24 protein-coding genes and 1 tRNA gene are annotated in these 23,689 nt (G+C 56.6%); 7 read left to right on the top strand and 18 right to left on the bottom strand.

Features of this window, described 5'->3' with window-relative positions:
* Positions 1-22 precede the first annotated feature (22 nt).
* The 5 genes from AWX27_RS23235 to AWX27_RS23215 form a co-directional block, all read right to left on the bottom strand.
* Positions 23-367, bottom strand: coding sequence for a DUF4156 domain-containing protein (locus AWX27_RS23235; RefSeq protein ID WP_025305007.1), 345 nt, complete (start codon positions 365-367; stop codon positions 23-25).
* A gap of 178 nt (positions 368-545) precedes the next feature.
* The gene (locus AWX27_RS23230; protein WP_060425233.1) at positions 546-2,171 is read right to left on the bottom strand and encodes a methyl-accepting chemotaxis protein; all 1,626 of its coding nucleotides are present in this window, start codon (positions 2,169-2,171) and stop codon (positions 546-548) included.
* Between the two features lie 225 nt (positions 2,172-2,396).
* On the bottom strand, positions 2,397-4,043 hold the full coding sequence (gene groL / locus AWX27_RS23225) for a chaperonin GroEL (protein WP_004929662.1): 1,647 nt from the start codon (positions 4,041-4,043) through the stop codon (positions 2,397-2,399).
* 44 nt (positions 4,044-4,087) lie between these two features.
* On the bottom strand, positions 4,088-4,381 hold the full coding sequence (locus AWX27_RS23220; RefSeq protein WP_004952634.1) for a co-chaperone GroES: 294 nt from the start codon (positions 4,379-4,381) through the stop codon (positions 4,088-4,090).
* A 189-nt stretch (positions 4,382-4,570) separates the two neighbouring features.
* On the bottom strand, positions 4,571-5,059 hold the full coding sequence (locus AWX27_RS23215; protein ID WP_019453406.1) for an FxsA family protein: 489 nt from the start codon (positions 5,057-5,059) through the stop codon (positions 4,571-4,573).
* A 369-nt stretch (positions 5,060-5,428) separates the two neighbouring features.
* Between AWX27_RS23215 and aspA the strand changes: the two genes are divergently transcribed.
* The 6 genes from aspA (at position 5,429) to AWX27_RS23185 (ending at position 11,276) form a co-directional block, all read left to right on the top strand.
* On the top strand, positions 5,429-6,865 hold the full coding sequence (gene aspA / locus AWX27_RS23210) for an aspartate ammonia-lyase (protein WP_004929659.1): 1,437 nt from the start codon (positions 5,429-5,431) through the stop codon (positions 6,863-6,865).
* Between the two features lie 125 nt (positions 6,866-6,990).
* Positions 6,991-8,292 (top strand): anaerobic C4-dicarboxylate transporter, encoded by a 1,302-nt coding sequence (locus AWX27_RS23205; RefSeq protein WP_038879248.1) that lies wholly within the window; start codon positions 6,991-6,993, stop codon positions 8,290-8,292.
* A 109-nt stretch (positions 8,293-8,401) separates the two neighbouring features.
* Positions 8,402-8,725, top strand: coding sequence for a divalent cation tolerance protein CutA (gene cutA / locus AWX27_RS23200; protein ID WP_004929657.1), 324 nt, complete (start codon positions 8,402-8,404; stop codon positions 8,723-8,725).
* Entirely contained in the window at positions 8,701-10,425 is a 1,725-nt protein-coding gene (locus AWX27_RS23195; protein WP_060425231.1) for a protein-disulfide reductase DsbD, read from the top strand. Before cutA ends, AWX27_RS23195 begins: the two co-directional genes overlap by 25 nt.
* Positions 10,426-10,464: 39 nt before the next feature.
* Entirely contained in the window at positions 10,465-11,040 is a 576-nt protein-coding gene (locus AWX27_RS23190) for a division control transcriptional repressor DicD (protein ID WP_015376374.1), read from the top strand.
* Between the two features lie 160 nt (positions 11,041-11,200).
* A tRNA-Phe gene (locus AWX27_RS23185) sits at positions 11,201-11,276 on the top strand.
* Between the two features lie 880 nt (positions 11,277-12,156).
* Here the strand turns inward: AWX27_RS23185 and AWX27_RS23180 are convergent.
* The 11 genes from AWX27_RS23180 to AWX27_RS23135 all read right to left on the bottom strand — a co-directional run bounded on the left by AWX27_RS23180 (position 12,157) and on the right by AWX27_RS23135 (position 21,049).
* The gene (locus tag AWX27_RS23180; RefSeq protein ID WP_142109162.1) at positions 12,157-12,435 is read right to left on the bottom strand and encodes a hypothetical protein; all 279 of its coding nucleotides are present in this window, start codon (positions 12,433-12,435) and stop codon (positions 12,157-12,159) included.
* A 125-nt stretch (positions 12,436-12,560) separates the two neighbouring features.
* The gene (locus tag AWX27_RS23175; protein WP_060425227.1) at positions 12,561-13,109 is read right to left on the bottom strand and encodes a response regulator transcription factor; all 549 of its coding nucleotides are present in this window, start codon (positions 13,107-13,109) and stop codon (positions 12,561-12,563) included.
* Positions 13,110-13,320: 211 nt separating this feature from the next.
* Positions 13,321-14,121: an MrpH family fimbial adhesin gene (locus AWX27_RS25205; protein WP_154618207.1), complete on the bottom strand. Its 801-nt coding sequence runs from the start codon at positions 14,119-14,121 to the stop codon at positions 13,321-13,323.
* 114 nt (positions 14,122-14,235) lie between these two features.
* A complete protein-coding gene (locus AWX27_RS23170; protein ID WP_060425225.1) occupies positions 14,236-14,757 on the bottom strand; it encodes a fimbrial protein in 522 nt (173 codons plus the stop codon).
* 10 nt (positions 14,758-14,767) lie between these two features.
* Positions 14,768-15,265: a fimbrial protein gene (locus AWX27_RS23165; RefSeq protein WP_230200996.1), complete on the bottom strand. Its 498-nt coding sequence runs from the start codon at positions 15,263-15,265 to the stop codon at positions 14,768-14,770.
* Between the two features lie 11 nt (positions 15,266-15,276).
* Positions 15,277-15,771 carry a fimbrial protein gene (locus AWX27_RS23160; RefSeq protein WP_230200997.1) on the bottom strand — a complete coding sequence of 165 codons (495 nt, stop codon included), beginning with the start codon at positions 15,769-15,771 and terminating at the stop codon, positions 15,277-15,279.
* Positions 15,772-15,823: 52 nt separating this feature from the next.
* A complete protein-coding gene (locus tag AWX27_RS23155) occupies positions 15,824-16,480 on the bottom strand; it encodes a fimbrial protein (protein WP_060425222.1) in 657 nt (218 codons plus the stop codon).
* A gap of 27 nt (positions 16,481-16,507) precedes the next feature.
* Entirely contained in the window at positions 16,508-17,260 is a 753-nt protein-coding gene (locus tag AWX27_RS23150; protein WP_060425245.1) for a fimbria/pilus periplasmic chaperone, read from the bottom strand.
* A gap of 17 nt (positions 17,261-17,277) precedes the next feature.
* On the bottom strand, positions 17,278-19,818 hold the full coding sequence (locus AWX27_RS23145) for an outer membrane usher protein (protein ID WP_060425243.1): 2,541 nt from the start codon (positions 19,816-19,818) through the stop codon (positions 17,278-17,280).
* 46 nt (positions 19,819-19,864) lie between these two features.
* Complete coding sequence (locus AWX27_RS23140) at positions 19,865-20,407, bottom strand: fimbrial protein (protein WP_060425220.1); 543 nt, start codon at positions 20,405-20,407, stop codon at positions 19,865-19,867.
* A gap of 90 nt (positions 20,408-20,497) precedes the next feature.
* Positions 20,498-21,049 (bottom strand): fimbrial protein, encoded by a 552-nt coding sequence (locus tag AWX27_RS23135; RefSeq protein ID WP_060425219.1) that lies wholly within the window; start codon positions 21,047-21,049, stop codon positions 20,498-20,500.
* A 416-nt stretch (positions 21,050-21,465) separates the two neighbouring features.
* On the opposite strand from AWX27_RS23135, the gene AWX27_RS23130 reads away from it, so the two are divergent.
* The gene (locus tag AWX27_RS23130) at positions 21,466-22,218 is read left to right on the top strand and encodes a winged helix-turn-helix domain-containing protein (RefSeq protein ID WP_060425217.1); all 753 of its coding nucleotides are present in this window, start codon (positions 21,466-21,468) and stop codon (positions 22,216-22,218) included.
* 58 nt (positions 22,219-22,276) lie between these two features.
* On the opposite strand, the gene AWX27_RS23125 is transcribed toward AWX27_RS23130, so the two are convergent.
* Both AWX27_RS23125 and AWX27_RS23120 read right to left on the bottom strand, forming a co-directional pair.
* The gene (locus tag AWX27_RS23125; protein WP_060425214.1) at positions 22,277-22,774 is read right to left on the bottom strand and encodes a hypothetical protein; all 498 of its coding nucleotides are present in this window, start codon (positions 22,772-22,774) and stop codon (positions 22,277-22,279) included.
* On the bottom strand, positions 22,755-23,582 hold the full coding sequence (locus AWX27_RS23120; protein WP_230200998.1) for a transcriptional regulator: 828 nt from the start codon (positions 23,580-23,582) through the stop codon (positions 22,755-22,757). The genes AWX27_RS23125 and AWX27_RS23120 overlap by 20 nt, the downstream gene beginning before the upstream one ends.
* Between the last annotated feature and the right edge of the window lie 107 nt (positions 23,583-23,689).

Here is a 23,689-nt window from a genome sequence, read left to right as displayed (position 1 = left end):
TTGCGGCTCCGGCCTCAGCGCCTTACGGGCACTTGTAAACCTGGCCGACCATTTTGCTGTCCAGCGGTGCGAAGCTGGAGAGCAGGTTCTGGCTCGGGCTGTTGGCGCCGTAGATTACGTTGCCGCCCATGGCCGCCGCCTTGTTGCGCAGATCGTTGGCCGCACCGCGCATGGAGCTGCCTTCACCGCCGTTGCCGGACAGCCAGTTGCTCTGGGTGCCGGTCACTTCCCCCAGCAGCTGGCATTCCGCCGCCGGCTTGCTGTCGGTGAACTTGATCTGCTGACCCGCAGCGGTCAGTTCATGAGTGGTGCTGCAACCCGCCAGCAGCATCGCTGCCGAGAGACCCAGTAAGGCTTTAATCCGCATCTTGTTCCCCATTCGATGTTGAGAATCACGCAAAAGCTTATCAGAAAGCGATGCCATCTCTTAAGCATCCGTTGCCACGCGAGCGGGCCAACGTCTTGAGCGACAGCTGATGACTTACCAGTTTACCAGCTAAATCGCCCCGGGCGGCAAAAATATCATCAAATACAGTGCGGCGGCGTTAGGCCCAAGCGGCAACGGCCGCCGATGCCTGCGCCTCCACGTCGCCCTGGTGCGGTTCCCCCTCCGCCAGTTGGAATACCGCCACCGCCTGCGCCAGCAGGGCCACCTGCTCCTCCACGCCGACGGCGGTGGTCGCCACCTCCTCCACCAGCGCGGCGTTCTGCTGGGTCACCTGATCCATCTGGGTCACCGCTACCCCGACCTGCTCGACGCCCTTGCTTTGCTCTTCCGACGCGTACGAGATGTTATCCATCAGCGACGTCACCTGGTTCACCGAGCCAACGATGGCATTCATCGTCTCGCCTGCCTGCTCCACCAAGCGCACGCCGGCGGCGATATCGCCGGTCACGCCGTCGACCAAACTGCTGATTTCCTTGGCCGAAGTCGCGCAGCGCTGCGCCAGATTGCGCACCTCGCCGGCCACCACCGCAAAACCCCGCCCCTGTTCACCGGCCCGCGCGGCCTCCACGGCGGCGTTCAGCGCCAGGATATTGGTCTGGAAGGCGATGCCGTCGATCACGCTGGTAATATCCCCCACCTGGCGCGCGCTGTCGTTGATCGCCCGCATCTTGTCGACCGCGCTGGCCATCAGCGTTTCGCCGTTGCGGGCAATGCCGGCGGTCTGATTGACCATCCCGGCGGCCTGGTTGGCGTTATCGGCGTTTTGCCGCACCGTCGCGGTGATCTGTTCCATGCTGGCGGCGGTTTCCGTCAGCGCGCTGGCCTGTTCTTCCGTGCGGCTGGAAAGATCGGCGTTGCCGACGGCGATCTCGTGCGTACCGTGGTTGATCGACTCCACGCCGTCACGCACCTGCTGCACGGTGGCGCTCAGTTCCTGCTGCATCGTTCGCAGGCTGGCAAACAGCATGCCGATCTCATTGTGGTTGCGTACCGCGATCTCGCAGCGCAGATCGCCGCGCCCAACCTTTTGCAAGTGTTCGGCGATCTGGCGCAGCGGCAGGATCAAGCGCCGGCGGAAATCACGTTGCACGGCGACCAGCAGCAGCAGGATCGCCGCCAGGGTGCCGCTCAGCAGGCGTGCAAAGACTTTTTGGGTCTGCTCCGCCTCTTCCACCGCCAGACGATGGGCGGCCACCGTGGCCCGCATGTAGTCGGCAAACTGGCTATCCAGCCGCTGGCGCACCTGGCGCTTCTCTGCCGCCATAGCGTGCAGCCGCTCGATCAGCGCCACCTGCGGCGTGTCGGCCAACAGCGTCAGCTCTTGCTTCAGCACCGCCTGCTGCGCCAGGTAGACCTTTTTCATCGCCTCGCCCAGATCCGGGCGCGATACCGTCAGGCCCGGCGTCTCCCAGAACAGGTTGAACGCGACGTCGGCGCTGCGCAGCTCGTTACGTGCCTCAATGATGCCCTGCCGGATATCGGCGGCGTCCGTCTGCGCCATGCGCTCGAACGCCATGTTGTCGATCAGCGTCTGCGTTTGCAGCAAAGCACGCCAACTGCGGTTCAGCGCGGCTTCCTCGTCGGAGAAAGTGCTCATCCTGCCGATGCTGTTGCCGTTTTGCTGCATGAAATAGAAGGCGATGGCGCCGGTTCCCATGGGCATCAAGCCCAACAGCAACAGCATCAACATCAGCCAGGTGGCTATTTTCATATTTTTCAGCATAAGTCGTCTCCGTTGACAGTCACACCGGCGAGGGAAAATTCCCCGCCTGGTAGGGGCTATATCGGTACGAAACGACAACGGTTTAGGGCAAAAGCAAAATAATGCAATAATTCATTCAGTGAACTAATAACAAGCTAAATAAACATTCTTTTTATTGATTTTTAAGATAAAAAAAACCCCGGTCGTTTGACCGGGGTTCTCAGCACACAAGCGTGTGGGGGATGATTACATCATGCCGCCCATGCCGCCCATGCCACCCATGCCGCCTGCTGCGCCCAGATCCGGTGCGTCAGCCTTCGGCAGGTCGGTGACCATGCATTCGGTGGTGATCATCAGGCCAGCCACGGAAGCCGCGTACTGCAGAGCAGAACGGGTCACTTTGGTTGGATCCAGGATACCCATCGCGATCATGTCGCCGTATTCTTCAGAGTAAGCGTTGTAGCCGTAGCTGCCTTCGCCCGCTTTCACCTGGTTGGCGATAACGGAAGCTTCTTCACCGGCGTTGACCACGATCTGACGCAGAGGGGCTTCCATTGCGCGCAGCGCAACTTTGATACCCACGTTCTGGTCTTCGTTGTCGCCTTTCAGCGCGGCGATTTTGCCTGCAACGCGGATCAGCGCTACGCCACCGCCGGCCACCACGCCTTCTTCCACTGCAGCGCGGGTCGCGTGCAGGGCGTCTTCAACGCGGGCTTTCTTCTCTTTCATTTCAACTTCAGTGGCTGCGCCAACCTTGATAACGGCAACGCCGCCGGCCAGTTTCGCTACGCGCTCCTGCAGTTTTTCACGATCGTAGTCAGAGGTCGCTTCTTCGATCTGCTGACGAATTTGAGCAACGCGGCCCTGGATGGTCGCTTCGTCGCCCACGCCATCGATGATGATGGTGGTGTCTTTGTTGATCACAACGCGTTTTGCCTGGCCCAGGTCTTCCAGGGTGGCTTTTTCCAGCTCCAGACCGATCTCTTCAGAGATAACGGTACCGGCAGTCAGGGTCGCGATGTCCTGCAGCATGGCTTTACGGCGGTCGCCGAAGCCAGGCGCCTTAACGGCAGCCACTTTCACGATGCCGCGCATGGTGTTGACCACCAGGGTCGCCAGCGCTTCGCCTTCTACGTCTTCAGCGATGATCAGCAGCGGTTTGCCTGCTTTGGCAACGGCTTCCAGCACCGGCAGCATTTCGCGGATGTTGGAGATCTTTTTGTCAGCCAGCAGGATGAACGGGCTTTCCAGCTCAACAGAACCGGTTTCCGGCTTGTTGATGAAGTATGGGGACAGGTAACCGCGGTCGAACTGCATACCTTCAACCACGTCCAGCTCGTCTTGCAGGCCGGTGCCTTCTTCAACGGTGATAACGCCTTCTTTGCCCACTTTCTCCATCGCTTCCGCGATCAGTTTACCCACGGTTTCGTCGGAGTTGGCGGAGATGGTGCCTACCTGAGCGATAGCTTTGGAATCGGAGCAAGGTACGGACAGTTTTTTCAGTTCTTCAACCGCAGCGACAACCGCTTTGTCGATGCCGCGCTTCAGGTCCATCGGGTTCATGCCTGCAGCAACCGCTTTCAGGCCTTCGGTGATGATGGATTGCGCCAGCACGGTTGCCGTGGTGGTGCCGTCGCCCGCCGCGTCGTTCGCTTTGGAGGCCACTTCTTTCACCATCTGTGCACCCATGTTCTCGAACTTGTCTTCCAGTTCGATTTCACGCGCAACGGAAACGCCGTCTTTGGTGATGGTCGGTGCGCCGAAAGATTTATCCAGCACTACGTTGCGGCCTTTCGGGCCCAGAGTCACTTTTACTGCATCAGCGAGAACATTCACGCCGCGGAGCATTTTCACGCGAGCGTCATTGCCGAATTTTACGTCTTTAGCTGCCATTGGTATTTCCCTTCAACTCGTTCAGTTCAGAAGATAAAGCGCAATTACGCTTCAACAATTGCCAGAATGTCGCTTTCGGACATGATCAACACTTCTTCATTGTCGATCTTCTCTGCTTTCACGCCGTAGCCGTCGTTGAAAATCACGATATCGCCAACTTTCACATCCAGCGGTTGGATGTTGCCGCTTTCCAGCACACGCCCTTTACCCACTGCAACCACTTCACCGCGAGTGGATTTACCCGCCGCAGAGCCAGTCAGGACGATGCCGCCAGCAGATTTTGATTCAACTTCTTTGCGCTTGACGATAACGCGGTCATGCAATGGACGAATACTCATTGAACGCTCTCCTGTAAGAAGGTCTCTATCAGATTTAGGGTTGTACACCGGATGGTTGTTATTACCGGCCTCGTGGGATTTGAGATGGGGGCGTTCCAGCCCCCTTCAAGGGGGCTAGCGAAAAAAATTTCGCATTTTTGGTCGCGCGGGTGCTACAGAGATGAAAAACGCGGCCTGAGCCGCGTTTGCTTAACGATCGTGAGGCTTGCGCTCCTCGTCCGGGCGGTGTTCCAGCACCGGGCGTTCGTCGTCCTTGCGCTGGAATTCGCCGTCGAAGGTGTTGCCGTTGGCGGCGTCGCCGCCCGTCCAACCGCCGGGGCGATAAACCGACAGGTGCGGCATCAGCTTCAGCGTCAACGATTTTTGCACCGGCGGCAGCAGCAGCAACAGGCCGAGGAAGTCGGTAAAGAAGCCCGGAATCAGCAGCAGGAAGCCCGCCAGCACCAGCGAAACGCTTTTCACCATTTCCGCCGCCGGGCTTTCGCCGGCCGCCAGTTTTTGCTGCATCTGCACGAAGGTTTTCATGCCCTGATTGCGCACCAGCGAGATGCCGACGCAGGAGCTGAACACCACCAGCAGCAGGGTGACAGCCACGCCGAGCACGGCGGCGACTTTGATAAAGATGGATATTTCTATGTATGCCAGCAGAAATATCAGCAGTAGCGGTAACCAGCGCACCTGGTTCTCCTATCGGTAGGTAAAGCGCGGCCGCCACGGGGCGACGGCGCGAAAAAAGAGGCCGTAAACGGCCGACACCATTACAATGAGGGCATCACCCCACCATTTCAACCGAGAGCCGGTTTTTATTGCTAAAGTTCACAAACGTGAAAGAAGTCACAGAACCGGAAAAGGGCATATTCTTAAACACCATAAGGTGATCTGGATTCAGTCATTTCTTACCAACCAGCATATGATCTGGGCAGCAACGGGCGATTTGGTTAATCGTTTCACGCCCCAAGCCTTCGGCAATATTAATTTAGGCTGTGCCCTTACTAGCCTTGACCTGACAAATTATTAATTCGGCAGCAACACATAGAGAAGGTTCTCATGTCAAACAACATTCGTATCGAAGAAGACCTGTTAGGAACACGTGAAGTCCCCGCAGACGCTTACTACGGAGTTCACACTCTGCGTGCGATTGAAAACTTCTACATCAGCAACAGCAAAATCAGCGATGTCCCCGAGTTCGTTCGCGGCATGGTGATGGTGAAAAAGGCCGCGGCGATGGCCAACAAAGAACTCAAAACCATCCCGCGCAAAATCGCCGACGTGATCATCCAGGCCTGCGACGAGGTGCTGGATAAAGGCAAATGCATGGATCAGTTCCCGGTGGACGTGTTCCAGGGCGGCGCAGGCACCTCGCTGAACATGAACACCAACGAAGTGCTGGCGAACATCGGCCTGGAGCTGATGGGCCATCAAAAAGGCGAATACCAGTACCTGAACCCGAACGATCACCTCAATAAGTGCCAGTCCACCAACGACGCCTACCCGACCGGGTTCCGCATCGCGGTGTACGCCTCCAACCAGAAACTGATCGACGCCATCAACCAGCTGCGTGAAGGCTTCGACCGCAAGGCGAAAGAGTTCGAAACCATCCTGAAAATGGGCCGCACCCAGCTGCAAGACGCAGTGCCGATGACCCTCGGCCAGGAGTTCCACGCCTTCAGCGTGCTGCTGAACGAAGAGACCCGCAACCTGCACCGCACCGCGGAGCTGCTGCTGGAAGTGAACCTGGGCGCCACCGCCATCGGCACCGCACTCAACACCCCGGAAGGCTATCAGCCGCTGGCGGTGCAAAAACTGGCGGAAGTCAGCGGCCTGCCGGTAGTGCCGGCGGAAGACCTGATCGAGGCCACCTCCGACTGCGGCGCCTACGTGATGGTGCACAGCGCGCTCAAACGCCTGGCGGTGAAACTGTCCAAAATCTGCAACGACCTGCGCCTGCTCTCCTCCGGCCCGCGCGCCGGCCTGAACGAAATCAACCTGCCTGAGCTGCAGGCGGGATCGTCCATCATGCCGGCCAAAGTGAACCCGGTCGTGCCGGAAGTGGTCAATCAGGTGTGTTTCAAGGTGATTGGCAACGACACTTGCGTTACCATGGCGGCCGAAGCGGGCCAGCTGCAGTTGAACGTGATGGAGCCGGTGATCGGCCAGGCGATGTTCGAGTCGATCCACATCCTGACCAACGCCTGCTACAACCTGCTGGAAAAATGCATTAACGGCATCACCGCGAATAAAGAAGTCTGCGAACACTACGTCTTCAACTCGATCGGTATCGTCACCTATCTGAACCCGTTCATCGGCCACCATAACGGTGACATCGTCGGGAAGATCTGCGCCGAAACCGGCAAGAGCGTGCGTGAAGTGGTGCTGGAACGCGGCCTGCTGACCGAAGCCGAGCTGGATGACATCTTCTCCGTGGAGAACCTGATGCACCCGGCCTATAAAGCCAAACGCTATACGGATGAAAATGAACAATAACAGACCTACCCGGTAGCCCTGAAAGGCACGCTAAATCCTCTGGATAGCGTGCCTTTTTACTTTCCGGCGCCCACAAAATTTTAACGTTTGATTTTCAATTTCTCTCATTTTAAGGAGTAAACACTATGCTAGCCTTGGAATTGGTTATCGTTCTGCTGGCCATCTTTTTAGGGGCCAGGTTGGGCGGTATCGGTATCGGGTTCGCGGGGGGATTGGGCGTTCTGGTCCTGGCGCTGATCGGCGTCAAGCCGGGCAGCATTCCCTTCGACGTGATTTCCATCATCATGGCGGTGATCGCGGCGATCTCCGCGATGCAGGTCGCCGGGGGGATGGACTATTTGGTGCAGCAGACCGAAAAGCTGCTGCGCAAGAACCCCAAGCACATCACCATTCTCGCCCCTATCGTCACCTACTTCCTGACCATCTTCGCCGGCACCGGCAACATCTCGCTCTCGGCGCTGCCGGTGATCGCCGAAGTGGCGAAAGAACAGGGCATCAAGCCTTGCCGGCCGCTGTCCACCGCCGTGGTGTCCGCCCAGATCGCCATCACCGCCTCGCCGATCTCCGCCGCGGTGGTGTACATGTCTTCGGTGATGGAAGGCCACGGCGTCAGCTACCTGCACCTGCTGATGGTGGTGATCCCGTCCACCTTCTGCGCCGTGCTGGTGATGTCGCTGCTGGTGACCTGGCTGTTCGACTCCAAGCTGTCTAACGATCCGGTGTACCTGAAACGCCTGGAAGAAGGCCTGATCACCCTGCGCGGCAACAACGCTCTGGCGATCAAACCGCGCGCCAAAGCCTCGGTGCTGCTGTTCCTGCTGGGCGTGCTGTGCGTTGTCGCCTATGCCATCATCAACAGCCCGGGCCTGGGCCTGGTGGCCAAGCCGCTGATGAACACCACCAACGCCATCCTGATCATCATGCTGAGCGTCGCCACGCTGACCACCCTGCTGTGCCGCGTCGACACCGACATGGTGCTGAACTCCAGCACCTTCAAGGCCGGCATGAGCGCCTGTATTTGTATCCTCGGCGTCGCCTGGCTGGGCGATACCTTCGTGCAGGCCAACATCGACTGGATCAAAGAGACGGCCGGCAGCGTCATTCAGGCGCACCCGTGGCTGCTGGCGGTGATCTTCTTCTTCTGCTCGGCGCTGCTGTACTCGCAGGCCGCTACCGCCAAGGCGCTGATGCCGATGGCGCTGGCGCTGAACGTATCGCCGCTGACCGCCGTCGCCTCCTTCGCCGCCGTCTCCGGCCTGTTCATCCTGCCGACCTACCCAACGCTGGTCGCCGCGGTGCAGATGGACGATACCGGCACCACGCGCATCGGCCGCTTCGTGTTCAACCATCCGTTCTTCATTCCCGGCACCATGGGCGTGATCTTCGCCGTGGTATTCGGCTTCCTGCTCGGCAGCATCATGCTGTAACGCTCCGACCGGGGCTGCGGCCCCGGTTTTCCTTCTGGCGATAAACTCGCCTTCTAGCCAATCCGCCTTCAGGGTATAGTGCCCATTCGAACCGATGAGAGGGCTGAAGATGTCTGATTGCGAAGCTGTCGTCATACTCTGTACCGCACCCGATGAAGCCAGCGCCCAGGAACTGGCGGCGCGGGTCCTGGGCGATAAGCTGGCGGCCTGCGCCACGCTGCTGCCCGGCGCTACCTCGCTGTATTACTGGGAAGGGAAACTGGAACAGGAATACGAAGTGCAGATGCTGTTCAAAAGCGATCGCCGCCGTCAGCAGGCCCTGCTCGACACCCTGAAACAACATCACCCTTACCAGACGCCCGAGCTGCTGGTGCTGCCGGTGATGGCCGGAGATAAAGACTACCTGTTATGGATCAACGCTTCCTTAAACTGATTTTGCTGCTGTGCAGCCTGTTCTTCCTGCCGCAGGCGGCGCAGGCTTCGCTGTTCGCGCCGAAGGGCGGCAGCCAGTTCGTGCCTGTCGATCAGGCCTTTGCCTTCGATTTCAAACAGCAAGGCAGCCAGGTAACGCTGAACTGGCAGATCCGCCCCGGCTACTACCTGTATCGCCAGCAGATCAAACTGGTGCCACAGCAGGCGACGCTCGGCGCCTTTACCCTGCCCGAAGGGTTGAGCCACAAGGACGAGTTCTTCGGCGAAGTGGCGATTTTCAAACAGCAGCTGAATCTGCAGGTGCCGCTGCAACAGGCGGCGGCCAACGCCAGCCTCAGCGTCACCTATCAGGGTTGCGCCGAGGCCGGCTTCTGCTATCCGCCGGAAACCCGGATCATCCCGCTGGATGCCGTCAGCGCCGGCGCGGCCGCCCCGCTCCCGGCTGCCGCCACAGCGCCAACCGAACAGCCCGCTGCGCCGGCCAGCCTGCCGTTCTCGCCGCTGTGGGCACTGCTGATCGGCATCGGTATCGCCTTCACGCCGTGCGTGCTGCCGATGTACCCGCTGATCTCCGGCATCATTCTCGGCCGCGACCGGCCGCAAAGCAGCGGCCGCATTCTGGCGCTGGCGGTGGTTTACGTGCAGGGCATGGCGCTCACCTACACCCTGCTCGGGTTGGTGGTGGCCGCCGCCGGGCTGCAGTTCCAGGCGGCGCTGCAACATCCTTATGTCTTGATCGGCCTGTCGGTGCTGTTCATCGCCCTGGCGCTGTCGATGTTCGGCCTCTATTCCCTGCAGCTGCCCTCGGCGCTGCAAACCCGGCTGGCGAGCTGGAGCAACACCCAACGCGGCGGCTCGCTGGCCGGCGTGTTCCTGATGGGCGCCCTGGCCGGGCTGATTTGCTCGCCCTGCACCACCGCGCCGCTCAGCGCCATCCTGCTGTATATCGCCCAGAGCGGTAACCTGTGGGCCGGCGGCGGTACGCTGTACCTGTACGCACTGGGGATGGGCATTCCGCTGGTGATCGTCACCCTGTTCGGCAACCGCCTGCTGCCGCGCAGCGGCCCGTGGATGCAGTACGTGAAAGAGGCCTTCGGCTTCGTCATTCTGGCGCTGCCGGTGTTCCTGCTGGAGCGGGTGATCGGCGATCTGTGGGGCCTGCGCCTGTGGAGCCTGCTCGGCCTGGCGTTCTTCGGTTGGGCCTTCGCCCTGAGCCTGAGAAGCGCGCGCGGCTGGGCACGCGCCCTGCAGCTGCTTCTGCTGGCGGCGGCGGTGATCGCCGCGCGGCCGCTGCAGGACTGGGCCTTCGGCGCCGATCAGGCGCAGCAGGCGGCTCAACCGCACCTGACTTTTACCCGCATCAACAACGTCGAACAGCTCGATCTCGCGCTGCAACAGGCGCGGGGCAAGCCGGTGATGCTGGACCTGTACGCCGACTGGTGCGTGGCCTGTAAAGAGTTCGAGAAATACACCTTCAGCGATGCGGCGGTGCAAGCGAGCCTGGCCAACGCGGTGCTGCTGCAGGCGGACGTCACCGCCAACGGTGCGGAACAGGCGGCGCTGCTGAAGCATCTGCAGGTGCTGGGGTTGCCGACGATCCTGTTCTTCGATCCGGCCGGCCAGGAGCTGACGGCCCAGCGGGTCACCGGTTTTATGAAGGCGGAAGCCTTCAACGCGCATTTGCAGAAAGTGATGCGATAAATGACACTGAAGATCGGAAGCGAATGGGAGGAAGCACAAGTGCAACGTGAACACGTCCTTGATACCGCGCTGGGCCTGTTGGAACAACAGGGCCTGGCGACCGCCACATTAGAGATGCTGGCGGAAAAACTCGACGTTCAGCCCGGCGATCTCAAACGGTTCTGGCCGGATCGCGAAGCGCTGCTGTACGACTGCCTGCGCTACCACGGCCAACAGATTGACACCTGGCGCCGCCAGCTGCTGCTGGATGAAAACCTGAGCCCGCAGCAAAAGCTGCTGGCGCGCTATGACGTGCTGGCGGAATACGTGCAGCAAGACCGCTACCCCGGCTGCCTGTTTATCGCCGCCTGCAGCTTCTTCCCGGAAACGGATCACCCGATCCACCAGCTGGCGGAGCAGCAAAAGCTGACCTCGCTGGAGCTGACCCGCGAACTGCTGCGCGACATGGACGCCGACGACGCCGACATGGTGGCGCAGCAAATGGAATTGATTCAGGAAGGCTGCCTGAGCAAACTGCTGGTAAAACGCCAGCTCCAGGACGTATCGGTCGCCAAACGACTGGCAGAAGACATCTTGCAGGTGGCACAGTGCCGCCGCAACGGGGCGCTGAGCTGAGCGAGCCGCGCTTACGGCGCCGCCAGCCCAAGGCGATAGCCGGAACAGGCACATTTTTTGCGCCCTTTGCCTGAAAAGCCAGCAACCGGAGGCATTTTAACGCCTTTCACGCATAAAGCCGTTGACGGCCATCGGCCAATACGGTTTAATGCTGCCCGTTGCCCGGATAGCTCAGTCGGTAGAGCAGGGGATTGAAAATCCCCGTGTCCTTGGTTCGATTCCGAGTCCGGGCACCATATTTAGAGAACCCAGCCTATGGCTGGGTTTTTGCTTTTCAGGGACAGGACTCTCCATCGAACTACGTTCGATTATTCGGCCAAAGGCCTCACCCTGCGGGCCAGCGCTAAAGCGCCGTTCAACGCGGCGCCAGCGCCGGTTGTCCGAGTCCGGTCGCCCTATTTAGAGAACCCAGCCTATGGCTGGGTTTTTGCTTTTCAGGGACAGGACTCTCCATCGAACTACGTTCGATTATTCGGCCAAAGGCCTCACCCTGCGGGCCAGCGCTAAAGCGCTGTTCAACGCGGCGCAGGCGCCGGTTGTCCGAGTCCGGTCGCCCTATTTAGAGAACCCAGCCTATGGCTGGGTTTTTGCTTTTCAGGAACAGGACTCTCCATCGAACTGCGTTCGATTATTCGGCCAGAAGGCCTCACCCTACGGGCCAGCGCTAAAGCGCTGTTCAACCCGGCGCCAGCGCCGGTTGTCCGAGTCCGGTCGCCCTATTTAGAAGAACCCGCCTATGGCGGGTTTTTGCTTTTCAGGGCAAGGACTCGTCATCACGCGACTCCTGATGATTGCAATTAGCCCCACAGCCACCGTCGCATCGTTCTATCGACCATCTCTCCTTGTAGCGTTAAACGCCTTTTTCTCATACGTTTCGCATGCATAAAAAATGAAAACACACTCAGGCAAAACAGTAATATCGCCAGAAAAAATAAACTCACTGCACCTTCCTTTGGTAACGCTTATTGACGCGCTTTATTTCTAAAAAACCACCTAACCAGATACCGGATCGGTATTATTCCCTAGGGTTATCTTTAGAATTGAATCCATAGCCCTCTCCGACCAGGATCACAAAAAAAGCAGGGAGGCATCCCTGCTTGTTAATATGAGCAATGACTACTGGCAAATAGCGGCATACTTTTTCATAAAGGGTGAAGAACAAATGGACTTCAACGTCTCGCTTTTGTCTTTTTCTTTCGGTTTGGCGGCGCCGTTGCTTTCTCCTGCACACTGCCCCGCATTTTGGCCATTGCCGTTAATACATACGCCGACATTGCTGTTGCCGGCGCCGCTCCCTTCGTTCCCCGACACACCTTGGTTACCGTTGAAACCGGCGTGCGCGTAAGTCACCAGCATCGAGCAGGCGAGAATCAATGAAACAACTGTTTTCCCCATGAGCAGCTCCTGGAATATTATTAATGAATTAATAACAAAAAAACATTCACAAAATGAATTTTATTGTTTATGTGAACTTAAAAAAGATATAGCAAAAATAATAAACGGAACATCCCTCATCGCGGTTAGGAATATTCTCCCTCATGTGAGAGCAACCAATAGATAAACTCATGATTTCTACTTAGCATCAGTTTCTTCATAACCGAGCGTTTATGGCTGTGCACAGTCTTAACACTGATCCCCAATAATCTGGCTGTTTGAGATTGGTCAAACCCAAACCTCAGATATTTCAATATCTGTTGTTCACGACGAGTCAGTGCCTGACGCTCAAACAATCCTGTATCTTGCGAATTTGATAGCGTTTCGGTAAGCAACTCAAATAATTTTTCTGGGCTATCGGTACGGTACAGAACACGAGGTAGCTTATTACCGGCAGCAGTCTGCCGTTCTTTTATAGTGACCACAGGCACCGCCGCAGCGCAATAATAATTTCTGCGCCAACGTCGATCGCGGCGCCGTGATGAAGCGATAACCACATCAGGCTGTACCTCCGCCTCTGGCGTCATAACACGGATAGCTTTGCTATGGGCCCGGGCATACTCAATAATGCTATGCCGTAACCCGGCGGCAAAATAGTGGTTTTCATCATCAACGATGATGTTTAAATACTCCATCCAATCTCCTTTTAAGTAAAATTCAGGATGAACGCCGGGGAATAAATGAAAGCTAATAACATTAAAACCAAACGAAGAACTGGAACTTCACTATTATCTTTTTTGATGAGTGCGAGCCATACAAATCAGAAAACACAAACAAAATCGATTAGTTAACCTAAAACATACATCATCATACGTTTGAAAAATAAAAAAAGAGCAAAAGAAAAAACTAAGGCACCGATACAATAATGCTCTTCGAACCGCGAAATTCTCCAATACTGCCATCATAACCATTCAGCGTAGATGTCAATATCACTCTCGTTCCAGCCGGGGTTGCGTTAACCGCCACCCCACGCCCCAAATCAGCGCCGTTGACTTTCAGATCACTGCGAAATTGTCTGTTCGCATTAAAAAAAATACTACCTGAACGATCGGAAGACATGATCTGTACTTTGTAATCGAATGTACAAGCCACTGTTAACTCCACCTGCGTTGTATTTCCATTAACCAATTCAGCCGTAATTTTTCCGTGATCAAGCTCCAACTTTGGCGCATAAATATCACAAATACCCGGGGTTACCTCCGGTACATAACACTGTTGTGTACCACCAGGAAATGGCGCGTGACCGGAAGATTGCCCACCATTTACTTCGTATCTATAGGAGAAGAAAATACAGTGTTTAGAGCTTGGTGATAACTGCCTGCTTCTATATTCCTTATTTAGATACCCCTTATCAATAAAATGCTGCGCTAACTCCCCCACTGTCTTGCTGGTTCTGATCTCGGGAAAGTAGATAACGACATCAAATGGCGAAGAGTCATATGAAAAATGAATACTGCAACTGTAATTACTCAATCTACAACCATACATCGGATTAGGGGTATTATCCTGCGTGTCCCAGCGGGTTAACTTGGCATAATAGTACCCATAATATACGCTCACTGGATCAATTCTGACCGCCATATCCCATCCAGCCACTGCTTTGGCTGTAAAAAAAGCGAGTGATATAAAAGACGTTATCTTTATCAAAAAAGCCACCTCGAATAATTTATGTTAACAATAATAAGCGCTGACTAATCGAGTAAACGCAGCCTCTCTGACCATGGTGCAGTTGGCTCCGCTGTCATTCACCCCCTCTACAAATTATTCATATTCAAGGCCAAACGTCGCCACAGCATTAAAATCGCCGTGAACTAAACCTTTATTAGCTATAGCAGCAGGTTCTGCGCGCACATAAGCCCGCAGGTTAATAACTGTCGTACCGGCAGATAGCCATATCCGGGCACTAGCATTATTTATCGGCAATGCTTCGCCTGCCGTCGTTTCCAACCCGATCGCGATGCCGGAGGATTTGCTACCCGGCGCTAGCGCCAATAAGCCAGGTAGCGGCATACTTTCATGACCATTGAAGGTCGCGATTACGGTCTTCCCGAGGCTAAGATCGCATTCGGCCAGATTGATTTCAAACGGCATGCCCGGCGTACGCTGGTTGGTATAGAGGTATTTGTCGACAACGCTGCCGAAGTTCAGCTCGATACTCTCCTGGCCGGGCGGGATCACACAGGGTTCCGCCACCAGCGCGCCGCTAAAGCGCAGGTTGTCTACCGCACCGGCCAAAGTTGACAGGCAACACAACCCGAGCGCCAATCCTAAACGTCGTTTCATCACTACTCCCTTACTGATAGTTCACCTGCAGCGTCGCCGTCGCCACAAAGGCGCCTTCCTTCAATTGCGCCCCCGGTTTAGCTACCGGCACCGCCTCCAGCCGCGGGGGATTGGCAGGATTGATTTTCAGGCTGCCGTTGAGCGTAAACGGCGTATCGTTCTGATAGATGCGAATCCCAAGGTTGGCATTGTCGGTTTGTACCGCCGCCTTATCAAAGGCGGTGGCGTTGCCCTTCAGCGTCAGCCACATCTCCCACGGCAGCGCCCCCGGTGAGTCGCAGCTGATTCGGTAATCCACCGCCTGGCGGTAGTTAACGCCATCAACCTTGTTGATACCCACGCGCTGGCCGAAATCCACCGCAACCGTGCCGCCGTCACTGATGGTGCAAGGCGGCGGTGCGCGCAACGTGCCGCGAAAACGTAAATCGGCTTCGACCGCCGCCCAAGACTGCGCGCTGAATACTGCAACACCGCACAACGCAATTACGGCAGAGACAATCTTCAACATCTTCGCCCCTTTCATTGGTAATCCGCGCGCAACGTGGCGGAAGCCGAAAACTCACCGGTCGGCAACTCCACGCCGGCCTGCCTGACCGGTACCGCTTCAAGCACCGGCAAAGTGGTGGAATAAGTAAAGCTTTGCCAGCTGTTCAGCGGAATACGCGTTCCATTACGCAGCAGCGCAATCCCCAATCCATTGACGTTGGTTTGCAACAGCTGGCTGTTGAAGCTTGCTCCATTGCCCGCAATTTGCAGCTTCATCGCGTTTTTTCCCTGTCCGGAGCAACTCAGTGAGTAGGCTATCGGCATGCGGTAATTGCCACCGTCAATGCGCGTGGTCAGTACCTCATCGCCGAAATTCACTTCGATCGGTTTGTTGCCGTCAAACACGCAAGGCAACGGTGCCAGCACGGTGACACTTACCGTGATATTGGTCGCTGACCGTGCCGGCAATATCAGGCAACCTGCCAATGTCAGCGCCAAGAGCCGTTGTATCCCGATTCCTTTATTCACGCCGCTCCCCATCCCCTTTGTCGCTTTTCAGGTTCCTGCACATCCCGCGCAGTCAGTCATAGCTCAGGCTAAAATCCACCATGGCACGATAAGCACCGGCTCTGAGCGACGCGGCGGTGCGCTCCGTCACTACCGTATAGCTCAGCACGTCATTACCCGACGTCAGCCACAGCGGCGTACCGCGGCTGCCCAGGCGCACATCGTTGCCGCGTCCATCGAGCATCCGCAGCCCCAGGCCGCTCACGCCCTGCGCCTTCACCAGCTGCGGGTTATCGGCGTCAGCCGGGGCGTGGAAAGCCACCCGCACCGCCGGTTGGTCATGCGCCCAGCTTAGCGCGCCAGTACGTTCATCCCGGCTGACCGCCGGACTACGCAGGCAATCACGCAGCCGCAGTTCAAATGCCACCGGCACGCCGCGATCGCCCACCTGCGCCAGCCGCCCGGTCGACACGTCCCCCAGGCGAATATCCTGGCGCGCGCTGTCCATCTCCAGCCGGCAGGCGCTTTCGGTCAGCGCCCCTTCGATGTACAGCACGCCGTTGGCACCATCCACTTCCCAGTTGTCTACCGCCTGCGCCGCCGGCAACAGCCATAGCAGGGCCGCCAGGCTGAGCGGCGCCATCAGCACCAGCCCCGCCAACAGGGCGTAGTAACGCAGTTCGCCCAACAGATATTCCCACTCGCGCAGTTTGGCGTTGGTGTTTGCCATTGTTTTGCTCCTTACCCGCCCAGCCGGTTACGACGCCTTCTTCTCCGGCACCACCGTGCAACTGTTGCCGCTGCAGCTGAAGGTCAGTTGCGGCCGGCCGCCGTAGTCGTTGATGTAGGTCAGCACCGGGCTGCCGCCGACGCTCCCCGCGCTGACCGTCAACGGCAGGCTGCCCTTCGGCGGCACCATAAACGGTTCAAAGTTCTGCGGGCTCACCGCGTCTTTACGGCTGGCGGCATCCACAATGGTGACGTAGTACGGCGTTGGGTTGTTCACCACATACTTATCGCCCTGTTTGGTCAGCGTCAGTTGCTCCTGCCACGGCGCCGCGTTGCGCTCGGGGGCGATCGCCGCCGGGCGGTAGAACAGCTTGATGCGCGTCTGCAGGGCGATCTGCAGCGAGTTCGGCTTGTTGCTCTTCGGCGGGATCTCGCGCAGATTGAAGTAGTACAGCGATTCCCGGTCCTGCGGCAGCAGCTTCGCGGCAGGCAGCGCCTGGATCTTCACCTGGCTCGGCTTGCCCGGCTCGATGCGTTGCACCGGCGGCAATACCGTCAGCGGGCTCTGGATCTTGTTGCCCTGCTCGTCCTCCAGCCAGCCTTGCGCCAGGTATGGCAGCTGCTTGTTCTGGTTGCTGACGCTCAGGCTCACCGACTGCACGCTGCCGTCGAAAATCACGCGGGTGCGATCCAGCGCGATAGCGGCATTCGCTACCGGGCTCAACGCGCTGGCCAGCAGAGAGGTGGTGGCCAACAGACTGAAAACGTGACGTGTGTTCATCATAAATACTCCTCAATTCAGTGTTCGTTGCCGCCGTCGCCCGCGCTCAGCGCATGGCACGGCAGCAGTAAATTCGTACTCAGCATCTCTTGCGGCAATGGCGTCGGCATCTGTATCCGGCACTGCGCCGTGCCGCTCCAGTGCACAGTCATAGTCTCCCCGGCGTTGATGCCGCTCAGGTAGACGCTGCCGCCGTCGTTGACGATGCCGGTCTCTTGTTTACGCGCATTCAGCACCGTGGCGCCGAACGGCGGTTCGCCGCCGTCCGCCAGTTTGATCACCGCCATCGCCTTCTCCCCGGCGATCACCGCAAACTTGCGGTAGCCGATGGCGCCTTCGGTCAACGTCGCCTGCACCACCGATTTGGTGGCCTCGGCGTTATCGCCCAGCGCGTTCAGATCGATGCTCGCCTTGTTGCGGTAGTAGCTGTTGACGTCCGCCACCACCGCCTTGCCCCAGCGGTTGGTTGCCACGGTGCTGCCGTAGCCGCGCACCGGCACCCCAGCTACCCCTTCGGTATCCAACAGCAACCGGGTGCCGCCCGGCATGCCGATACGGTGCAGCGCTCCGCCTTCCGCCGTCAGCGTCATACCGCCCTGCGCGGAGAACCCCATCGCGCGGTAGCGATCCTGCTGATAGCTGGCGTTGGCGCTCACGCGCGCCGCGTCGCCGTCGCGGTTGTAATAGCCGCTCATATTGACCCCGCTACGCGCATTGCCGGTGCTGATCTGATAGTTGCTGCGTTCATCAATCCGGTCGTAGTACCCTACCCGGTTGGTGATGTCGTTGCGGTTCAGCGCCGCGTTATAGCTCAGGGTGCCGCCGCCCCAAGGCACCGACAGCGACAGGTACATGCCGTCGTCGTTCACGCCGTTGTAGCGGTTGCGATAGGCCGACAGCGACAGGCTAAGGCTTTTAAACCGGCCGATATCGAAATAGCGCGCCATCGTCAGGTTGTAGCGGTCGTTGGCCGGGCGATCCCAATAGGTCTGGTGGTTATAGTTGAGGTACGCACTCAGCCCCAGCTCGCGCAGCTGCTGGTTATAGCTGATGGTGTACATCTCTTTGCTGTTGCCAAAGCGCCGCCCATATTCGCGTGCATCCAGGTATTCGCTCATGCTCATAAAGTTCTGCTCCGAGAAGCGGTAACCGGCGAAGGTCACCTGGCTGTCCAGCTCATCGAAGGTCTTCGAGTAGCTGACGCGGTACGAACCGCCGCTCAACGCCTCATCCTCTTGCGGCAATTTGGCGCGCGACTGGGTCACGTCGAACGACAGCGCCCCCAGCAGCATCAGGTCGCGGCCGATGCCGAGCGCCAGCGCGTTATAGTCGCCGCCCAGCAGCGCACCGCCATACAGCGACCAGCCGTTGCTCACCCCCCAGGAAAACTCGCCGGTGCCGAACATCGGCCCGCGATAGCGATGATCCATATCCGAAGGCTGGCCGAGCGCCAGTTTGTAACGCACCGAGCCGGGCCGCGTCAGATAAGGAATGCTGGCGGTGTTCATCTTGAACGCCTGCACGCTACCGTCCTGCTCTTCCACTCGCACATCCAGTTCGCCGGACACCGCATCGTTAATGTCCTGAATGCGGAACGGGCCCGCCGCCACCTGGGTCTCGTACAGCACCCGGCCCTGCTGGCTGATGGTCACCTTGGCGTTACTCTTCGCGACGCCCACCACCTCCGGCGCATAGCCGCGCAGGTTAGGCGGCAGCATGTTGTCGTCGGAGCGCAGGCTCATACCGCCGAAACGGAAGCTGTCGAACAGCCCGGAGTCCAGATAGTCCTCGCCCAACGTCAATTTTGAGCGCAGCGCCGGCAGCGCCCGGTAGGCGTAGTAACGGCTCCAGTCCAGACGCTGCGTGGTGCTGCCCTGCCCACCGCCCGAGACGCGGTTCAACTGCCCCTGCCAGTCGGCGCGCAGACGCCAGGCGCCGAGGTTGCCACCCACCGTGCCGTTACCGCCGAGGCTGGCGCTGTTGCCGCCGCCCTGCAGGTTTTTTTGCGTCTGGCCGTTAACGCTGTAGTCCAGCAGCAGGCCGGGCACGCCTTCGTCCCAGCGCGACGGCGGATCCCAGTCCTCCGAGGTATACTCCAGATACGCCTGTGGAATACTGAGATACAACGATGACGTCGCCAGATCGCCACGCACCTCCATCCCCTTCAGGCTGGCTTCGTCCAGGCATTCATTCTGGTGCCACCAGGTCAGCTGCTTCATCAGCCCCTCCTTCAGCCCCAGCAAAGCCACCAGCGGCGGCGACAGGCAGGCACGGCTGCCGTTCGGATCGTCGTCCGGGGCGTAGAACGGCACCTGCTGCTCCGGCAGATCGTTCTTGTTCAGGTGCACCACCATGCTGTAACGGCCAGGCATGATGTAACCACCGCGGGAAAACTGGCTCAAATCGATATTTTTACGGTCGTTCACATCCAGCACGTCGGTGTTGAACTGAATTTCTTCCACCGCGCTGGCGTCGACCATCAGGCCGCCCAGCACCAAAGCCACGCAGGCGCTCAAAATATGCAAACGAAACGGCTTATCCGCAGGAAGAAACATCATATCCATAACCTTCTATCGATTAACTTTCCCTAAAACATCGTTCGCCTCAGTAATAATCCATTTTGAAACGTACCGATGAAAAATAACTTCCCGCCTTCAACACTTGTTTATTGCTTACCAGCATCATTGAAAAATTCAGCCGATAATTTCCCGGTAAAATATCCAGCGCCGGTAACGGCATGCCCGGGCGTGCGATATTTCCCGTCGAGTCAGTTATTCTTATCGCCAGACCGGAAACATCGCCATTAACGCTAAACATCCCCCCGTCATTGTGACCATCGAACGTCACCTGGAATTGCCGCCAATCCGGCAAATTGTTGTCCGCACGCTCCAGCACGCAATTAATTAGTTCAATACTGAAGGGCACCTCTTTTCCTCTTCCGTCCCGAACAATGTCCGCTACCGGGGTTATGCCCATCGCGATAATTTGCTCACGGCTCTCCGTCGCGATGGCGCAGGCAGTATCGATAATGGCCCCTTGCATATTGACGCGCCCCTGCCCTTGCACGGCAGAAATAGCCTTTCCCGCAAAGCAAATCAGCAACAGCAATAGGCAAATCGCCTTTATTCCTTTAACCCGAAACTCCATTTCCATCCCTTGATAAATAACGGTTTTCGGTAAATGGCATGCGGGTTGCCCCACATGCCCGATAATCACACGCAGTTCGTCAGATAACGATTACTGGTAAGCCAGGGTAAAGTCGGCAACGGACTGGAATTCGCCCGGGACGATTGCCGTGGTAGAGGCAGTGGCACCCTGCAGATAAGCGGCAAAGCTCAAGGTGTTGCTGCCGTTTTGCAGTTCACGCGCATTGGAAGGCTTGCCTAGCTCGATGTTGTTGCCCGCGCCATCGGTGATCGCGATGCCCGCACCCTTGGCTGTGCCGGTAATGCCCAGCAGTTTTGCATCCACTGCAGAGGCTGAACCGGAGAAGGTCAGAGCAACGGTGTTATTCTTGGTCTTGCCGTCTTTGGTTTCAGTGATCAGATCGCAGTTCTCCAGTTTGATCTGGAAGTTGCGCGGAGTTGATTTACCGCCTTCTTTCAGCGCCACGTTAGAGATAGCGCCCAGCTCAACGGTTTGGTCCAGAGATTCTGGGGCGATCGAGCATGGTGCATCGATAATAGAACCGCTGAAGGTCACTTTACCGTGGCCCTGATCTGCTGCGTGCGCCACAGAGGAAACACCCAGAGCCATCACTGCGGCCAGCATAATTTTATTCAGTTTCATAGAAATCCCTTACATTCCTTAGTAAGCAGTGGAGTCAATTAAATCCATAAGAGTCACGTAATCAATGCTCCAGATATATTCGCGAGCATGATTTACGTGGCTAATACGCCGCGTTTTTGCGCTCCGTATCAGTGGGAACAAAGTTACACCGCAAAACCAAAAAATAAAATGTTATGTCGTTAAAATACAAAAACACAGGATTTTTATAAAAAATATAGGATACAAATAGATTTTAATACTGATAAATACCTTTTAATTATCGATATTTATTTTTAAAAACTTAGCAAGTAACAGACTAAATACCTCATTAATAGCGATATAGAGAAAAATCCGATTTACAAGCATTGCGAAGGATTGAAAAAAGCCCTTTCAAGTCTCAGAATAATCTCTCGACAGGAAAGTTGCAGGTTATAAAAATGATTTTTATCATCAACAACAGTATCCTCTACAATGAGGAAGAAGGTACGCTGGCGCATATTGATAATGCCAACAATAAAGTAGCTTTACTTAAACCGACCAGCCGACTGCTATCGTTATTCATCAGAAATAATCATCAGCTTCTGCTACGTGAGCGGCTGATTAATGATGTTTGGGTCGAGCATGGGCTAAAAGCTTCAAGTAATAACCTGAATAATTATGTGTCCGGCTTACGTAAATCGCTGGCACAGTTCGGCATAGAAGAAATTATCGTTACCTATCCTCGACAGGGGTTTAAATTTAGCGCGTTGAGTATTCATAGAACTGATGGAGAGAAAGAGACTGATAATAAAGAGAGTAATATTGCAGAATCAGCGACGGTTGCATCGTCAAATAATACGGCCGTCAATCTTCGCCGCTTATTACAACGTCTGCTGATGATCGCCGCCGCCTGCCTGGTGCCTTTTGCGATCGTTATCCTTTACCAAAACAGCACGCGTATCAACGTCTACCCATTAGGCAGCTATGAGAATTGCCAGATATACAGTATGAGGCTGGGCAGCGGCAATGTGGATTATATTAAGCAGGTGATACGGCGCGCCGGGTTCAGCTGCCAAAAACGAGCGGATGTCTATTACTACGACAACATTCGCAATGAAGGTACCGAGAACACTGAACAGTGGCTCACGTTTTGCCCGCGTTCGGGTAACAGCCCGTGCATCAACAATTATATCGACAATAAACAGCCTTAATACTTTTGCCATTTATCCCCAGGGTCCGCAGATAAACGGCCCCCGGTGTCACCGGGGGCTATCCGCCAGATGCCGTGGCGCAGACGAACATCGGCCCGTAGTTGTTCACGAAAAGAAAGTGGTGCTTATCCACCTGTTCAATGTGCAGATGATATCGCCGCCCTTCCAGCGGCAGGCGCAGATTTAACTCAGGGGATTTCAGCGTGTCTTGCGGCATCCGGGTATTACTGACCACATTGAATATATAGTTGCCCCCCTGCCGGCGATAATCCAGCTCAAGCGCCCGATCGATGTTATACCTCACCTCGTTATCAAACAAACTGCCGTTGATTCGCACCACCGCGCGCCGCGCGCCGTCGGGCAGCACGCTGATCAGCAGAGCGCGCCGCAGCGTCTTGTCGCCCTGCTGGTTGCTCATCCACAACACCGCCCGGCATTCCGGCACCTGAGGCTTTAAAAACAGCAGGTAGACGGAGACACCGCAGCAAACCAACGCCAGAGCGGCCAACAGGCCGTAGCAATAGGTACGGAAAAAACTACAGCCCCGTGCTTTCATAGAAGTTCTCGCATTGCACTTCGCCCGTCGCCATTTTTCCCGACGGACAATAATAGAAATAAGAGGCTCTGACCTGCCCTGTCGTGTTTGGCGTTATTGACGGGGTGTCGTAATAGAAGATGGTCGCCGGCTCACTGCATTTGATATGATTTTTTTGATCCAACATCTGTTGCAGATGCGCTAAATCCACCTGATTAGGGCCGACCTTGTGGTAGGAAGTGATAAATTTCACCTCACACTGGCCAATTTTCCCCACCGTGGTGGTGCTAATTGCCGGATAGCCGGAATCTTGCCAGGCCCAAATGCTCCCAATCATCGCCACGATCAACAGCACACTCAATGCGAGAACTTTCAATCTGTTCCACCGCCCCGGCACAGCGGAAGATGATGCCACTGGGGCCGGGGCAGGCTGTTCTTCGCTTGTCGGCAACGCTGTTGCCAAACTGTCCGCCGTCTTCAGCTCGCGAGCGGTAAACATAAACCCCTGCCGCGGCAGGGTGACGATGATCTCTTCCTCGCCGAGCGAAGAGAACGCTTTGCGCAGAATCGAGATGGTGTTGTTGAGGTTGTTGCCGGAAGCGACCTGGCCATGCGCCTCCCACACCTGCATCAGCAGCGTTTCGCGGGAAAGCACCAGATTATTGTTGCGCACCAGGGCGGAAAGCAGGCGGTTCAGCGTGGCCGTCAGCACAATCGGCGGAATGTCGTCATGCAGCGAGATCAGCTCCGATCTATCTTCATGATATTTAATATTATTATTAATTATATATCTCATAATTCCCTGCGCGATAAACTGGTTAACGCCCATTAGCCCCTATCAAACGTGGCAATATTAGCATAGCGCAAATGATAAGAAAATTCTTAACAAAAAGAATAAAATACAATAAAAACAAATACATATTCAATCACGCCATA

The sequence above is a fragment of the Serratia sp. 2880STDY5682894 genome, assembly GCF_001537385.1.
GTDB lineage: Bacteria > Pseudomonadota > Gammaproteobacteria > Enterobacterales > Enterobacteriaceae > Serratia > Serratia nevei.
This window is presented reverse-complemented; position numbering and strand designations above follow the sequence as displayed.